This is a genomic window from Bradyrhizobium sp. AZCC 1721 (assembly GCF_036924715.1).
GTDB lineage: Bacteria > Pseudomonadota > Alphaproteobacteria > Rhizobiales > Xanthobacteraceae > Bradyrhizobium.
Genome location: NZ_JAZHSB010000001.1, coordinates 6,651,698 through 6,665,542 on the forward strand (window position 1 = coordinate 6,651,698; position 13,845 = coordinate 6,665,542).

General features: G+C 64.3%; 12 protein-coding genes. 2 read left to right on the plus strand and 10 right to left on the minus strand.

Annotation, left to right across the window (positions count from 1 at the left end; all coding sequences use genetic code 11):
* Nucleotides 1-59 precede the first annotated feature (59 nt).
* The 3 genes from V1273_RS31780 to V1273_RS31790 all read right to left on the minus strand — a co-directional run bounded on the left by V1273_RS31780 (nucleotide 60) and on the right by V1273_RS31790 (nucleotide 3,854).
* Nucleotides 60-1,367 carry an HlyD family type I secretion periplasmic adaptor subunit gene (locus V1273_RS31780; RefSeq protein ID WP_334365304.1) on the minus strand — a complete coding sequence of 436 codons (1,308 nt, stop codon included), beginning with the start codon at nucleotides 1,365-1,367 and terminating at the stop codon, nucleotides 60-62.
* Nucleotides 1,364-3,112, minus strand: a complete 1,749-nt coding sequence (locus tag V1273_RS31785; RefSeq protein ID WP_334411895.1) for a type I secretion system permease/ATPase — start codon at nucleotides 3,110-3,112, stop codon at nucleotides 1,364-1,366. Before V1273_RS31785 ends, V1273_RS31780 begins: the two co-directional genes overlap by 4 nt.
* A gap of 472 nt (nucleotides 3,113-3,584) precedes the next feature.
* Complete coding sequence (locus V1273_RS31790; RefSeq protein WP_171581084.1) at nucleotides 3,585-3,854, minus strand: GlsB/YeaQ/YmgE family stress response membrane protein; 270 nt, start codon at nucleotides 3,852-3,854, stop codon at nucleotides 3,585-3,587.
* Between the two features lie 138 nt (nucleotides 3,855-3,992).
* Here V1273_RS31790 and V1273_RS31795 point away from each other — a divergent pair, with 138 nt between their 5' ends.
* Nucleotides 3,993-4,232, plus strand: coding sequence for a hypothetical protein (locus V1273_RS31795; RefSeq protein WP_334411896.1), 240 nt, complete (start codon nucleotides 3,993-3,995; stop codon nucleotides 4,230-4,232).
* A gap of 226 nt (nucleotides 4,233-4,458) precedes the next feature.
* Here V1273_RS31795 and V1273_RS31800 read toward each other — a convergent pair whose 3' ends face one another.
* From V1273_RS31800 to V1273_RS31830, 7 genes are all read right to left on the minus strand, one after another.
* Complete coding sequence (locus V1273_RS31800; RefSeq protein WP_334365307.1) at nucleotides 4,459-5,442, minus strand: ABC transporter ATP-binding protein; 984 nt, start codon at nucleotides 5,440-5,442, stop codon at nucleotides 4,459-4,461.
* Nucleotides 5,439-6,851, minus strand: coding sequence for an amidase (locus tag V1273_RS31805; protein ID WP_334411897.1), 1,413 nt, complete (start codon nucleotides 6,849-6,851; stop codon nucleotides 5,439-5,441). The genes V1273_RS31800 and V1273_RS31805 overlap by 4 nt, the downstream gene beginning before the upstream one ends.
* Entirely contained in the window at nucleotides 6,848-7,045 is a 198-nt protein-coding gene (locus V1273_RS31810) for a hypothetical protein (protein ID WP_334411898.1), read from the minus strand. Before V1273_RS31810 ends, V1273_RS31805 begins: the two co-directional genes overlap by 4 nt.
* Nucleotides 7,042-8,133, minus strand: a complete 1,092-nt coding sequence (locus V1273_RS31815; protein ID WP_334365310.1) for an ABC transporter ATP-binding protein — start codon at nucleotides 8,131-8,133, stop codon at nucleotides 7,042-7,044. Before V1273_RS31815 ends, V1273_RS31810 begins: the two co-directional genes overlap by 4 nt.
* A gap of 3 nt (nucleotides 8,134-8,136) precedes the next feature.
* The gene (locus V1273_RS31820) at nucleotides 8,137-9,015 is read right to left on the minus strand and encodes an ABC transporter permease (protein WP_035728661.1); all 879 of its coding nucleotides are present in this window, start codon (nucleotides 9,013-9,015) and stop codon (nucleotides 8,137-8,139) included.
* 101 nt (nucleotides 9,016-9,116) lie between these two features.
* Complete coding sequence (locus tag V1273_RS31825; RefSeq protein WP_334411899.1) at nucleotides 9,117-10,070, minus strand: ABC transporter permease; 954 nt, start codon at nucleotides 10,068-10,070, stop codon at nucleotides 9,117-9,119.
* A 213-nt stretch (nucleotides 10,071-10,283) separates the two neighbouring features.
* Nucleotides 10,284-11,942, minus strand: coding sequence for an ABC transporter substrate-binding protein (locus V1273_RS31830; RefSeq protein ID WP_334365312.1), 1,659 nt, complete (start codon nucleotides 11,940-11,942; stop codon nucleotides 10,284-10,286).
* Nucleotides 11,943-12,146: 204 nt separating this feature from the next.
* Between V1273_RS31830 and V1273_RS31835 the strand changes: the two genes are divergently transcribed.
* Nucleotides 12,147-13,760 (plus strand): ABC transporter substrate-binding protein, encoded by a 1,614-nt coding sequence (locus V1273_RS31835; RefSeq protein WP_334365313.1) that lies wholly within the window; start codon nucleotides 12,147-12,149, stop codon nucleotides 13,758-13,760.
* Nucleotides 13,761-13,845 lie beyond the last annotated feature (85 nt).

Sequence of the window (13,845 nt, forward strand, 5' to 3'; positions counted from 1 at the left end):
CAGACCCGGTGGTTATGGGTCCCTGCGTTCGCAGAGACGACAGAACCTACGCGACAACCTCACCTCTCCCGGAACGAGCGCATCAGTTGGTCGCTGAACGGCTTCATCAGATAGGAGAGCATGGTGCGGTCGCCGGTTTGCACGAAGGCTTCCACCGGCATGCCCGGAATGATCTTTACCTCGCCGAGGCGGGCGACTTCGTCCGGCGGCATCGAGACGCGGATGGTGTAGTAGCTCTGGCCGGTGCGCTGGTCGGTGGTGACGTCGGCGGAGACGCGGGTCACCACGCCGTTGAGTTCCGGCGTGGTGCGCTGGTTGAAGGCGGATAGCCGCAAGAGCGTCTTCTGGCCGATCTGCAGCTTGTCGATGTCCTGCGGATTGACCTTGGCCTCGACCGAGAGATCGTCGGCCTTCGGCACGATCATCATGATGGCGTCGCCCGCGGTGATAACGCCGCCGACGGTGTGCACGGTCGACTGCAGCACCACGCCGTCCTGCGGCGCGCGGATGTCGATGCGGCGCAGTTGATCCTCCGCGGTGACCTTGCGCTCGACGAACTCGCCGATCTTGTCGTTGGTCTCGCGCAGATCCTTGGAGACTTCGCTGACGACGTCCTTGTCGACCTGGATGATCTGCAGTTCGGTTTCGGTGATCTTGCCCCTCGCCTGCGCGCGCGCGGCGATGTATTGCGCACGCTCGCCCGACAGCCGGGCGAGATCGCGCTCCAAAACCGTCAGGCGCGAGATCTGGATCAGGCGCTGCTCGTAGAGCTGACGGACGCCGATCAGCTCTTTCTCGACCAGCGCGATTTCCTTTTCCTTGGCCTGTTCTTGTGCGGTGAGGCCGGCGATTTCCTCATTGAGCTGGGCCACGCGCTCGCGCAGTTGCGATTTCTGCCCCGCGCGCCCGAACACGCGAACCTCGAACAGTTTGGTTTCGCTCGCGATGATGTCGCGGACGTCAGGGTCGTCGGCGCGATCGGAGAGCTGCGGCGGGAACTTGATCTTGTCGAGGCCGCGCTGCTCGGCTTCCAGCCGCGCCGCCCGCGCCCACAAGCCGTTCAGCGTCTTGACCACGATGGCCAAGCTCGCCTTGACCACGGTCTCGTCGAGCCGCACCACGACGTCGCCCGCCTTGACCACGTCGCCGTCGCGCACCCGGACCTCGCCGACCACGCCACCGGTCGGGTGCTGCACCTTCTTGACGTTGGAATCGACCACCACCGAACCCGGCGCGATCAGCGCGCCCGAGATCTGCACGGTCGAGGCCCAGCCGCCGAACCCGCCGGCAATGACCAGCATCAGCGCCAGACCTACGATGAGATGCGAGCGTATCGAGCGGCGCGCGCCTTTCAGGTCCGCGGTCATGATTTTTTCGCAGCTCCCGCTTCGGACACGATCTTGATCGGCGGCGGCGACGGGACGCGCTGCAGCACCTGGCCGAGCACGGTTTCCTTGGGACCGAACGCGTGCATGCGGCCGTCCTTCAAGACCAGCAATTGATCGACGGCCTCGATGCCGATCGGCCGGTGCGCCACCACAACCACGATGGCGCCGCGCTCGCGGGCGGCGCGCACGGCGCGGGTCAGCGCCTCGTCGCCCTCGCTGTCGAGATTGGAGTTCGGCTCGTCGAGCACGATCAGGAACGGATTGCCATAGAGCGCGCGCGCCAGCGCCACGCGCTGCGCCTGACCGGCGGAGAGAGCAGCCCCCTGCTCGCCGATCTGGGTATCGTAGCCCTCGCGCATCTTGATGATCATCTCGTGCACGCCAGCCTCCTTGGCGGCGGCAATGATCGCCTCCGATTTCGCCTCGGGGTCAAAGCGGCAGATGTTCTGCGCCACTGTGCCGGCGAACAGTTCGACGTCCTGCGGCAGATAGCCGATGTGGCGGCCCAGCACGTCCGACGACCATTGGTCGAGCGCCGCGCCGTCGAGCCGCACCTTGCCGCGGCCGGGTGTCCAGACGCCGACCAGCGCACGCACCAGCGATGACTTGCCGGAACCGCTCGGACCGATGACGCCGACGCCGGACCCGGCCTCGACGGCGAAGCTGACGTCCTGCACGATGACGCGCTGGTCGCCCGGCGGCACGATACTGACCGCCTCGACCGACAGCCGCTTCGTGGGCGCCTGCAACAGCGTCTGTTCATTTGCCGGCGGCATTTGCTGCAGGAGTTTTGACAGGCGATGCCAGCTCTGGCGCGCGGCGACAAAACCTTTCCAGTGGGCGATGGCGAGATCGACCGGCGCCAGCGCCCGCGCGCTCAAGATCGAGCCCGCAATGATGATGCCGGCGGTGGCTTCCTGGTGGATCACGAGGTAAGCGCCGACCGCGAGCACCGCCGATTGCAGCATCATGCGCAGGACCTTGGCGACCGCGCCGAGACCGCCGGCGATATCGCTGGCGCGCTGATTGCCTGCCAGATAGGTCTCGTTGGCCTCGCTCCAGCGCTTCATCAGCCGTCCGGACATGCCCATCGCCACCAGCACTTCGGCGTTGCGCCGGCTGGTGGCGGCGAGGTCGCTGCGCCGCGCGGCCAGCGTCATCGCCTCCTTCGCCGGCGTGCGCGACAGGAACTCGGTGATCAGCGTCAGCGTCACCAGAATGACGGCACCGACCAAAGCGGTGACGCCGAGCAGCCAGTGGAACAGAAAGCAGATCGCCAGGTAGAACGGCAGCCACGGCAGATCGAAGAACGCGCCCGGCCCCATGCTGCCGAGGAACGACCTGACATTGTCGAGATCGCGCAAGGGCTGCAGGCCTTCGTTACGGGCGCCGACCATCAGCGGCAGCCGCACCACGGTTTCGAACACGCGCGCATTGATGGCTTCGTCAAGCGCGGTTCCAATACGCCCGAGAATGCGGCCGCGGATCAGGTCGAGACCGCCCTGGGCGATGTAGAGTCCGCCAGCGAGAATCACGAGGCCGACCAGGGTGGGCACGCTGCGGCTGGGCAGCACGCGGTCGTAGACCTCCAGCATGAAAATCGAGCCGGTGAGGTACAGCAGATTGATCATGCAACTCATGACGCCAACGCCGATAAAGGCGTTGCGGCAGGCGCGCAGCGCCTCACCGAGCTCTGAACGCCGGACGCCGGGAGCGGCTGCCATAAATGCGTGTCTCGCCAAAAGGATCAGGTGACGTGCAGGTTTTACCGATGTTTTCGGACACCGTCTATTTAAGTCACGTTAACCCCGATCCAGTTCACCCCCATGACGCGGCTGGAGGCGGCATTCGCGTGATTGGGCAGCTAGTTTGACGGGTTCAGCCTTCGCCTGGCGCGGAAACCGCACCAGAATCACCGAATCGAGACCCGGCCGATCTCGCCGTTGGTATAGAGAAGGACGCCGCTTCCGGCGCCCAGGCCCGCCCGTCGGCCGCCATCGGGCTTGCGCGCGAACGCCGACCCATTCGCCAGCAGGCCGGCGGAATGGGCGATGCCGTGGGTCCGGTCCGCCGGGCCGGCGATGCTTGAGGTTGCCGAACAGGGCTTGGCGTGATGCTCGGCATGGCGCCGCTGATCAAGGCACGGCCCTTCTGCAGTGGATCGCAGATGTGGTGGCCGCGCGAAATAGCGCCGCGCTAGAACCGCCCGCCGGTCCGCAACAGCCGGACGATCAGCAGCAAGATGACGGCGCCGATGGTGGAGTAGACGATCTCGGACACCAGTCCGGTGCCGAGACGGATGCCGAGCTTGGGAAACAGCAGGCTCGCAAGCAGCGCGCCGGCGATGCCCACGAGAATATCGCCGATGATGCCAAAGCCGGTGCCGCGCACGATCTTGCCGGCGAGCCAGCCGGCCACCAGGCCGACAAACAGAATGACGAGAATGCCTTCGTTGGAAATCTGCATGTGAAGCCCCCGGGGTTGCGGCGCAGCCGTACGACAGACAGCCTATCCACGATTGTCCGATGTGACGAGCCGCAATCCGCGCGCCGGTCAACTGCACCTGCGAAGTGAACTTTTTTATGTCACGCGCGTTATGTCGGCATGAAACAGGGCGATATTTGGTATGTGACTTTCGGTCCGGACAAGACGGACGATACTGCGGAGAGCACGGCCCGCTCGACCCGCACCTTCAAATCTGAAATCGACGCCAAGCTGTTTGCAATGCAAATTTTGGCCAAGGGCTGGTCCGCCAGCGCCGGCACGCTCAATTCGCATCAGCCAAAGCAGGTGGTCGGGCCGTCGCAAATCGAGCAGTGGGCTGATCCCGGATTGGGTGGGTGAATCAAATCAGTGTATCGCTTCACCTCTCCCGCTTGCTGGGGAGGTCGCATCGCATCGGAGATGCGATGCGGGTCGGGCTCTCTCCATACGAAGGGTGCGACTCGCGGCGGCACCCCCACCCATAGCCGATGCTACGCATCGGCGTTCTTAAATCAAGGACGGCGGCCCATCGGCCGCCTACGCCTCCCCCGCAAGCGGGAGAGGGAGTGCAGCGCCCGTGTGGCGATCAGGTCGCAGCAGAAACTTCCGCCGCCTCCGCCAGCACACAACGCGCCGTTCGATCCGGCGATACCTGCACATTCGGCGGCAGACGCTCGCTGCAGCGCGGCTGCGCAACCGTGCAGCGTGGCGCGAACGAACAACTGACGGGCGCCTTGTCGAGCGAGGGCGGCGTGCCCGGGATGGTCTCCAGCCGCTGGCCGCGTTTTGCGCCGTGGACGGTAGCAGCCAATAGCCCCTTGGCATAGGGATGCACCGGGGTGCGGACGATGTCGCGCAGGCGGCCCTGCTCCACGATCTGGCCGGCATACATGACCGCGACGCGGTCGCAGATTTCGATGGCGACGCCGATATCGTGGGTCACGAAAATCACGGACATCCCGAACTCGCGCTGCAATTCGCGGAGCAGCAGCAGGATCTGGATCTGCACGGTGGCGTCCAGCGCCGTGGTCGGCTCGTCCGCCAGCAGGATTTTCGGCTTGCACGCCAGCGCCAGCGCGATCATGGCGCGCTGCCGCATGCCACCGCTCATTTCGTGCGGATAGGCCTCTAAGCGGCGCTTGGCGGAGGGAATCCGCACCACCTCCAGCATTTCCAGCGCGCGCGCGAGTCCCTCCTTTTCGCTCTTGCCTTCGTGGCGGATCACGGTTTCCGCAATCTGGCGGCCGATCGTGTAGACGGGGTCGAGCGCCAGCGCGGGCTCTTGAAAGATCATCGAGACGGTCTGGCCGCGAAACGCCGACAGCTCCTCGTCGTTCATTGCGAGCACGTCGCGTCCCAACACCTTCACGGTGCCCGAAATCTGCGTCCGCTTCTTCGGCAACAGCCGCATCAGCGCGCGCAGCGTCACGCTCTTTCCCGAGCCGGATTCGCCGAGCAGGCCCAGCACCTCGCCCTCGCCAAGCGAGAGCGAAATGTCGTTGACGGCATGAACCGTACGTTCGCCGGTGAAGCGGATGTTGAGGTCGCGGATATCGACGAGGTTGCTCATGCCAGTTCGGGTACCTGCTGGTGATAGTCCGTCGCACGCTGGAACGCCGCGCCGATCCGCACCAGCCCGGCCTCATCGAAGGGACGACCGATCAACTGCATGCCGATCGGCAGCGCCTTCTTGGTGAAGCCCGCGGGAATCGAAAGCGACGGCAGGCCGAGATAATTGATCGGGCGGGTGAACCGCGTGATGCGCTGAATCACGGCTTCCGCCTCCAGGCTGTTGCCGACATCGCTCTCGGCAATCGTCGCCGCGGGCATCGGGGCCACCGGCGCGATCACGGCGTCGGTGCCTTCGACCGCGGCGAGGTAGGCGGCCAGCGCCGGACCGCGCCAGCGCATCGCTTCGAGATAGGTCACGGCCGGAATGGCGAGCCCGTTCTGCAGCCGCATCAACACCTGACCGCCGTAATCCTGCGGTCGCTCGATCATCCAGCGCTTGTGGAAGGCAGCCGCCTCGGTGGCAAGCACGATCTGGCAGGCCGCCGTGAGCTGGCGCTGGTCCGGCAGCTCGACCTTGACGATCTCGGCGCCCTCGTTTCTGAGAGTGGCAATAGTCTCATCAAGGACTCGCGCGACCTCGGGATCGAGGTCGTCGACGTAGAAGGCGGTCGGTACGCCGATCTTCAGGCCCTTCATCGAGCCCGTGGTCGCGGCCATGTAGTTCGGCACCGGCCGCGTGGACGTGGTCGGGTCCTCGGGATCCGCACCCGCCATCAGCCCTACGAGCAGCGCGCAGTCCTCGACCGTTTGCGCCAGCGGGCCGACGGTGTCGAGCGATTGCGACAGCGGCATCGCGCCGGCGCGGCTGATCAGGCCGACCGTCGTCTTGAAACCGGTGACGCCGCAGAAATGCGCGGGCATCCGGATCGAGCCGCCGGTATCGGAGCCCAGTGCGGCAAAGGTCAGCCGCGCCGCGACTGCGGAGCCCGAGCCTGATGAAGAGCCGCCGGTGATGTGATCGACATTCCAGGGGTTGCGCACCGCGCCGTAATGCACGTTGTGGCCGGTCGGCCCGTAGGCGAACTCGACCATCTGCAGCGAGCCGAGCCTGACGGATCCGGCGTCCTTCAGGCGCTGCAACGCGGTCGAAGTCGTCGTCGCAACGAAATCGCGCCGGATTTTGGAGCCGCAGGTGACGACCTTGCCGGCCTCGTAATACATGTCCTTGTGCGCCATCGGGACGCCGTGCAGCGGGCCGAGATTTTGGCCCTTGGCGAGCGCGGCGTCAGCGGCATCAGCCGCGGCAAGTGCCTCCTCCGCCTCGATCGCCATGAAGGCGTTGACGCGCGGTTGCCATTGCGCGATGCGGTCGAGGCAGGATTGCGTCACTTCGCGCGAGGACAACTTCTTGCCGGCGATCGCCTTGGCGACCGCGACCGCTGACATCAAGGCCGGTTCGCCGCTCATTTCGACACCTTCGCGTTCTGCACCAGCAGGAAGCTCGCGGGCTCAAGATCCATCGGCAGCGTGCCGGCAATGGGCGCAAACCCGTCAAAGGCCGGGCCGATGGAACTGGCGATGCGGGCGGACACTTCCGCATCCTGCGGCACGCCGGCGACGTCGGTCATTACCTTGACCTGCTTGGGATCGGGTCTTGTCATGCAGCGGTTACTCCCATGTCACTTTTCTTGGCATTTTCTTTGGCCGGTGCGCGACTGTGCCCGGAGCCGGGTATGGCCATGTAGCACGCCGCCTGATGGCCCATTGTATCGACATCGCTGAGTTTTGGCGTCGCATTTGCGCAGAGCGGCTCCGCAAACGGGCAACGGGTGTGAAACCGGCACCCCGACGGCGGGTCGATCGGATTGGGCGGATCGCCGGAGATCGGCGGCGTCTCGGTGCGGTTATCGGGGTCGGACGACGGCATCGCCGCCAGGAGCGCCCGCGTGTAGGGATGTGCCGGCGCATCCCAGACCTTGTCGACCGGGCCGAGTTCGACCACCTCGCCGAGATACATCACCAGCACGCGATCCGAGATGTAGCGCACCACGTTGAGATCGTGGCTGATGAAAAGATAGGTCAGACCGAATTCGCGCTTGAGGTCCGCCAACAGGTTCAGCACCTGGGCTTCGACCGATTTGTCGAGCGCAGACACCGCTTCATCAAGAATCACCAGCCGCGGCGACAACGCCAGCGCACGCGCGATATTGACGCGCTGGCGCTGGCCGCCGGAAATTTCGTGCGGGTAGCGGTTGGCGAAAGTTTCGGGACGCAAGCCAACTTTGCCGAGCAGCTCGCGCGCCAGCGTGCGCGCGGCAGCGTCGGCCATGCCGTGCACCTTGGGGCCGAAGGCGATCGATTCCTCGATGGTCAGGCGCGGATTGAGCGAGGCGTAGCTGTCCTGAAACACCATCTGCATGCCGCGACGCAATTCGCGCAGGGACAACGCGCGGCCGACCTGCATGCCGTCATAGACGATGTCGCCGGCATCGCGCTTCATCAGGTGCATCAGAAGCCGTGCCGTGGTCGACTTGCCGCAGCCGGATTCGCCGACGATGCCGACCGTTTCGCCCTTGGCGATCGAGAACGACACATCATCGACCGCACGCACCGTTTTACGAGGGCTGAACAGGTCGCCGCGCACCGGGAAATGTTTGGTCAGGCCGGTGACCTGCAGCAGCGGTTGCGCCGCCCCGCCGATGTCCTCGACCTGTTCCAGCAATTCGACTGAGGTGGACGTCTCACCCATGCGTCAGTTCCTGATGTCCATGGCGCTGCGCATGCCGTCGCTCAAAAGATTGAAGCAGATCGACACCGCAAAGATCATCACGCCCGGCAGCGCCGCCACCCAGGGATTGATATAGATCGCGGTGCGCAGCGTGTTCAGCATCAAGCCCCATTCCGGCTCCGGCGGTTTGGTGCCGAGCCCGAGGAATGACAGGCCGGCGGCGAGGATCATCGACACCGAGATCAAGCCTGTTGCGTAGACGAAGATCGGCCCGAGAACGTTTCCGAGCATATGCACGCGCATGATGGTAAAAGGTCCGGCGCCGGAGGCGCGCGCGGCTTCCACAAAATCCATGTTACGCACGCCGGTGGTAACGCTTTCGGCGACGCGGGTGATCTGCGGCACGAACACGATGGTCAGCGAGACGATGGAATTGACGATACCCGCGCCCAGCGCGCCGGAGATCGCGATTGCCAGCAGCACCGACGGGAAAGCGTAGAACACGTCCACCGTACGCATGATGGCAGTGTTGAGCCGGCCGCCGACATAGCCGGCGACGAGACCGAGCGAGGTGCCGATCACGAAGGCGAAAATCACCGGCAGGATGCCGATGATCAGCGACAGCCTTCCGCCATAGATCAGCCGCGCCAGCATGTCGCGGCCGAGCTCGTCGGTGCCGAGCGGATAGTTCGGCGTGCCGATATGGCGAAGCCGGCGGATCATCGAGCCCTGATAGGGATCGGCAAGGCCGAGCCACGGCGCCAGCAGCGCGGAGGCGAAGATCAGCACCAGCACGAAAGCGCAGACCATGCTGACCTTGTCGCGCGCGATGCGGCGGCCGACGGTGGCCCAATAGCCACGCGCCTTGGTCGCGGGCGCGGCTTGCAGGGCGGTATCCGACATCACGGTCATGCGTAGACTCTTTGTTGGAGCATGATCTCCGCGCAAACGCGTTCCGCGTTTGTCGCGAGGGAAAACCGGTGCCCACTTTTCCGGATCATGCTCTAACCCCGCTTGATGCGCGGATCGATCGCGGCCTGCGCGATATCGACCAGCAGATTGAGCGTGACGAAGAACAGCGCCAGCACCAAAATCGTGCCTTGCAGCAGCGGCAGGTCGCGCTGGAAGATCGCGGAATTGAGCAGCAAGCCCGAGCCGGGCCATGAGAATACGGTCTCGATCAGGATCGAGCCGCCAAGCATGTAACCCAATTGCAGGCCCATCACCGCGAGCGCGGTCGGCGCGGCGTTCTTGATGACGTGGCGGAACACGTCGAATTCGCGCAACCCTTTGGCGCGCAACGCTTCGACAAAATCCTGGCTCAGGATATCACCGGTCAGCGCGCGGACCGTGCGGGTGATGATGCCCATCGGGATCACCGAGGTCGTGATCGCCGGCAGGATCAGGTATTTCATGTGCTCCCAGTCCCAGCCCCACGAACCGGAGCCGCCGGGACCGGCGCCGACCGCGGGCAGCCAGTTGAGCTGCACCGAGAAGATGATGACCATCACCATGCCGAGCCAGTAATGCGGCACCGAGACGCCGGCGATCGCGATGGAGGTCGCGACCTTGTCGATCCAGGTGTCGCGGAAATAGCCGGCGATCAGGCCGAACATCAGCCCGAGCGTGAAGCCGATCAGCGCGGCGGCAACCGCAAGCGTGACGGTGTTGCCGACGGCGCGCAGGACTTCCGACAGCACCGGGCGGCCTGTCGCAATCGAGCTGCCGAGATCGCCATGGAGCGCGCGCCATAGCCAGAGGCCGAATTGCACCGGCAGCGGCCGGTCGAAGCCGTAAGCCGTGCGCATTTGCGCCGCGAGTTCCTGCGACGCATCCGCCGGCAGCACCGCGACCAGGGGATCGCCGGGCGTGATGTGCACCAGCAGGAAGCACACCAGCGCGACGCTGATCACGATCGGAATGACGTAGACGATACGCCGGGCAATGTAAGCGAACACGGGTTACCTGACTTGATGCAACACGACGAATGCGCAGGTTACAGTAAAGGACGCACGATGCGAGGGTTCCCTCCCCCCTTGCGGGGGGGGGGGGTAGGGAGGGGTGGCCGCACCGGGACTGCCCGTGTGGACCCCTTCCCCCAACCTCGAGAGCGAGCTTCGCTCGCCTCGGACCCCGCAAGGGGAGGGGAGCCTGACCAGTGTGCTCTCACCTCACGGCGCCATCGACACCGGCGAGAAGTCGACGAACCAGCTCTTCGGCTGCACGAAGCCTTTCACCTTCGGGCTCATGGCCCGAGGCGAGACGTCGTGGGCGACGTAGAGGAACGCCGCATCGTCCACCGAGGCCGCGTGCAGTTCAGCCAGCGCCGCGTCACGCGCGGCGGGGTCGAAGGTCTGGCGCGCCTTGGTCACCAGTTCGTCGAACTTGGGATTGTTGATGTAGCCCCAATTGTTCGAGACGGGAGGTGCCATCGACGATTGCAGGAAGCGCACCAGAGCGAAGAACGGATCCATCGCCGCGTAGGTGACGTTGGTGGCGTTGGCGCCGTTGGCGGTCGGATCCTTGGCGCCGCGGCGCCAGTTGGTGAACAGCGTGTTCCATTCGATGACGTCGAGCTGAACGTCGAAATAGCATTCCGCCAATGCCTGCTGCAGATATTCGTTCATCGGCAGAGGCTGCATCTGGCCCGAGCCTGACGCGGAGGTCTGGGTCTTCACCGTCAGCTTCTTGTTCGGGCCGTAGCCCGCCTCTTGCATCAGCTTCTGAGCGGCCTTCAGGTCATATTTGATCTCGAAGGTCGGCTTTCCGCGCCAGGGATGGCCGGGCTCGAACGTGCCGGTCGCCGGCACCATCAGGCCGGCAAGCAGGCCTTCCTTGAGCCCTTCGCGGTCGACGCAGAGATTGGCGGCCTTGCGGACGCGGATGTCGTTCCAGGGCGAGCCCTCGATGCGCGAGAACTGCCACGGCCAGACGTGCGGCGATTCATTGGCCTGGAGCTGGAAGCCCCGCTGCTTGATTTCCCTGACCGCGTCGGGTGCGGGCGCCTCGACCCAGTCGACCTGGCCGGACAGCAAGGCCGCGGTGCGGGCATTGGCCTCCGGCATCGGCAGCAGCACCATCCGATCGACCTTGGGCACGCGGCCCTTGTCCCAATAGCCTTCGTTCTTGACGAGTTCGAGCCGCTCGCGCGGCGTGAACTTCGACATCTTCCAAGGGCCGGTGCCCGAGGCGTCCCTGGCGAACGCCGCCCAGGCGGCCTGCGATTTCGCCTTGGCGTCGGCGCCTTCAGCCTTGTCATAGAAGGCCTGCCACTTGGCAGGGCTCGCCATGAACAGGTTGGTCAGATTGATCGGAAGAAAGCTGTCCGGCTCCTTGGTGGTCAATTCCACCGTCATGTCGTCGATCTTGCGTGCGGAGGCCAGCGTCGGCATGCGCGAGGCAGTGACGCCGACCTGGCTGGCGTCAAAATGCGGCGCATCCTGCTTCAGCACCTTCTCGACGTTCCAAACCACGGCGTCGGCATTGAAGTTGCTGCCGTCATGGAATTTGACGCCGGGGCGCAGCTTGAAGGTCCACTTCTTCTTGTCGGCCTCGTCCACCTTCCATTCGGTCGCGAGGCCCGGAATCATGACGCTTGCCTTGTCGCGGGATGAGAGGTCCCACATCGTCAGGCCGTCATACATCGTCAGCCCGGTGAAGCGGTTGCCCTCAAAACCCTGATCGGGCTGGCCGAGGGTGCGTGGAATATCGGCAGCCGTCATGCCGATCCGCAGCACCGTTTCGGCGCTTGCGAGTTGTGGCAACCCGACCACCAGCGCCGTTGCCAGCAGCCACGCGGTGGCCGTCTTCTTCGATTTGTCGTTACGCATATGCAGCAATCCTCTTTTCAACGCCTGGTGACTAATTCTTATGCAGCCGTATGCAACGCCTGTGCCAAACGGCATGCTTCCCTTCGGGCTATGCGTTTGACCGCACAACTCCTTGTGAAGCGCGCATGCAAGTCAAGTCCAATGCCTAAGCTGGCACCAAGCTTGCATTTTTAGCTCCAAACCCTGCCCGATGGAGCCTAATTCATGCGCACCCGAAATTCGATGCTTCTTGCTGCCGCAACTCTGGCCGTAGGCTTGGCTCTTGGCATCTCCGCGATTTCGGCGCAGGCCGAGACCGTTGTGCGCTACGGCATTTCGATGGCGGACATCCCGCTGACGACCGGCCAGCCCGATCGCGGCGCCGGCGCCTATCAGTTTTCTGCCTATACGATCTACGATCCGCTGGTCGCGTGGGAGATGGACGTCGCCGACCGGCCCGGCAAACTGGTGCCGGGGCTCGCGACCGAATGGAAGGTTGACGAGCAAGACAAGAAGAAATGGCGCTTTTCGCTTCGCAAGGGCGTCAAGTTTCACGACGGCAGCGAGTTCAATGCCGACGCGGTGATCTGGAATCTCGACAAGGTGCTCAACGACAAGGCACCGCAGTTCGACAAGCGGCAGAGCGCGCAGGTGAAGACCCGCCTGCCCTCGGTCGCGAGCTACGCCAAGATCGACGACGCCACCATCGAGATCACGACCAAGGCGGTCGACTCCTTCTTTCCGTATCAGATGCTGTGGTTTCTGGTTTCCAGCCCGGCGCAATATGAAAAGCTTGGCAAGGATTGGGACAAGTTCGCCAGCCAGCCCTCCGGCACCGGGCCGTTCAAACTGACAAAACTCGTGCCGCGCGAACTCGCCGAGCTGACCGGGAATGCCGACTATTGGGACAAGAAGCGGCTTCCGAAGGCCGACAAGATCGTGCTGATCCCGATGCCGGAAGCGCTGACGCGCACCAACGCGCTATTGGCCGGCCAGGTCGACTTGATCGAGACCCCGGCGCCGGACGCGGTGCCGCAGCTCAAATCCGCCGGCATGAAGATCGTCGACAACGTCACGCCGCATGTCTGGAATTATCATTTGAGCGTGTTGCCCGGCTCGCCCTGGACCGACATCCGCCTGCGCAAGGCGCTCAACCTCGCGATCGACCGCGAGGCGGTGGTCGGGCTGATGAACGGTCTGGCGAAACCCGCCAAGGGCCAGGTCGACCCGTCGAGCCCGTGGTTCGGCAAGCCGTCCTTCGAGCTCAAATATGATGTCGCGGCGGCGAAGAAGCTGGTGCAGCAGGCCGGCTATTCGAAGGAGAAGCCGCTGAAGACCACCTTCGTCATCGCGCAGGGCGGTACCGGACAGATGCTGTCGCTGCCGATGAACGAATTCCTGCAGCAAAGTTTCAAGGAGATTGGCATCGAGATCGACTTCAAGGTGGTCGAGCTCGAGACGCTATACACGGCCTGGCGCAAGGGCGCGGCCGACGAGATGAACGCCGGCATCACCTCCAACAACATCGCCTATGTCACGTCAGACCCGCTCTACGCCATCGTCCGCTTCTTCCACTCCGGCCAGATCGCGCCGGTTGGCGTCAACTGGGGCGGCTACAGAAATGCGAAGGTCGATGCACTGATCGACGAAGCCAAGCAGACTTTTGATGTCGCCAAACAGGACGAGCTGCTGGCGCAGGCGCACGCGCAGATCGTCGACGACGCCACGCTGGTATGGGTCGTGCACGACACCAACCCGCATGCGCTGTCGCCGAAGGTGAAGAAATTCGTGCAGGCGCAGCACTGGTTCCAGGATCTGACGCAAATCGGGCTGGAGTAATCTTGTCGTTCCTGCGAACGCAGGGACCCATAACCACAGGACTTAGTTGGAGAGAAGCAAACGAGCTGCAGCGCAAAATAGCTAC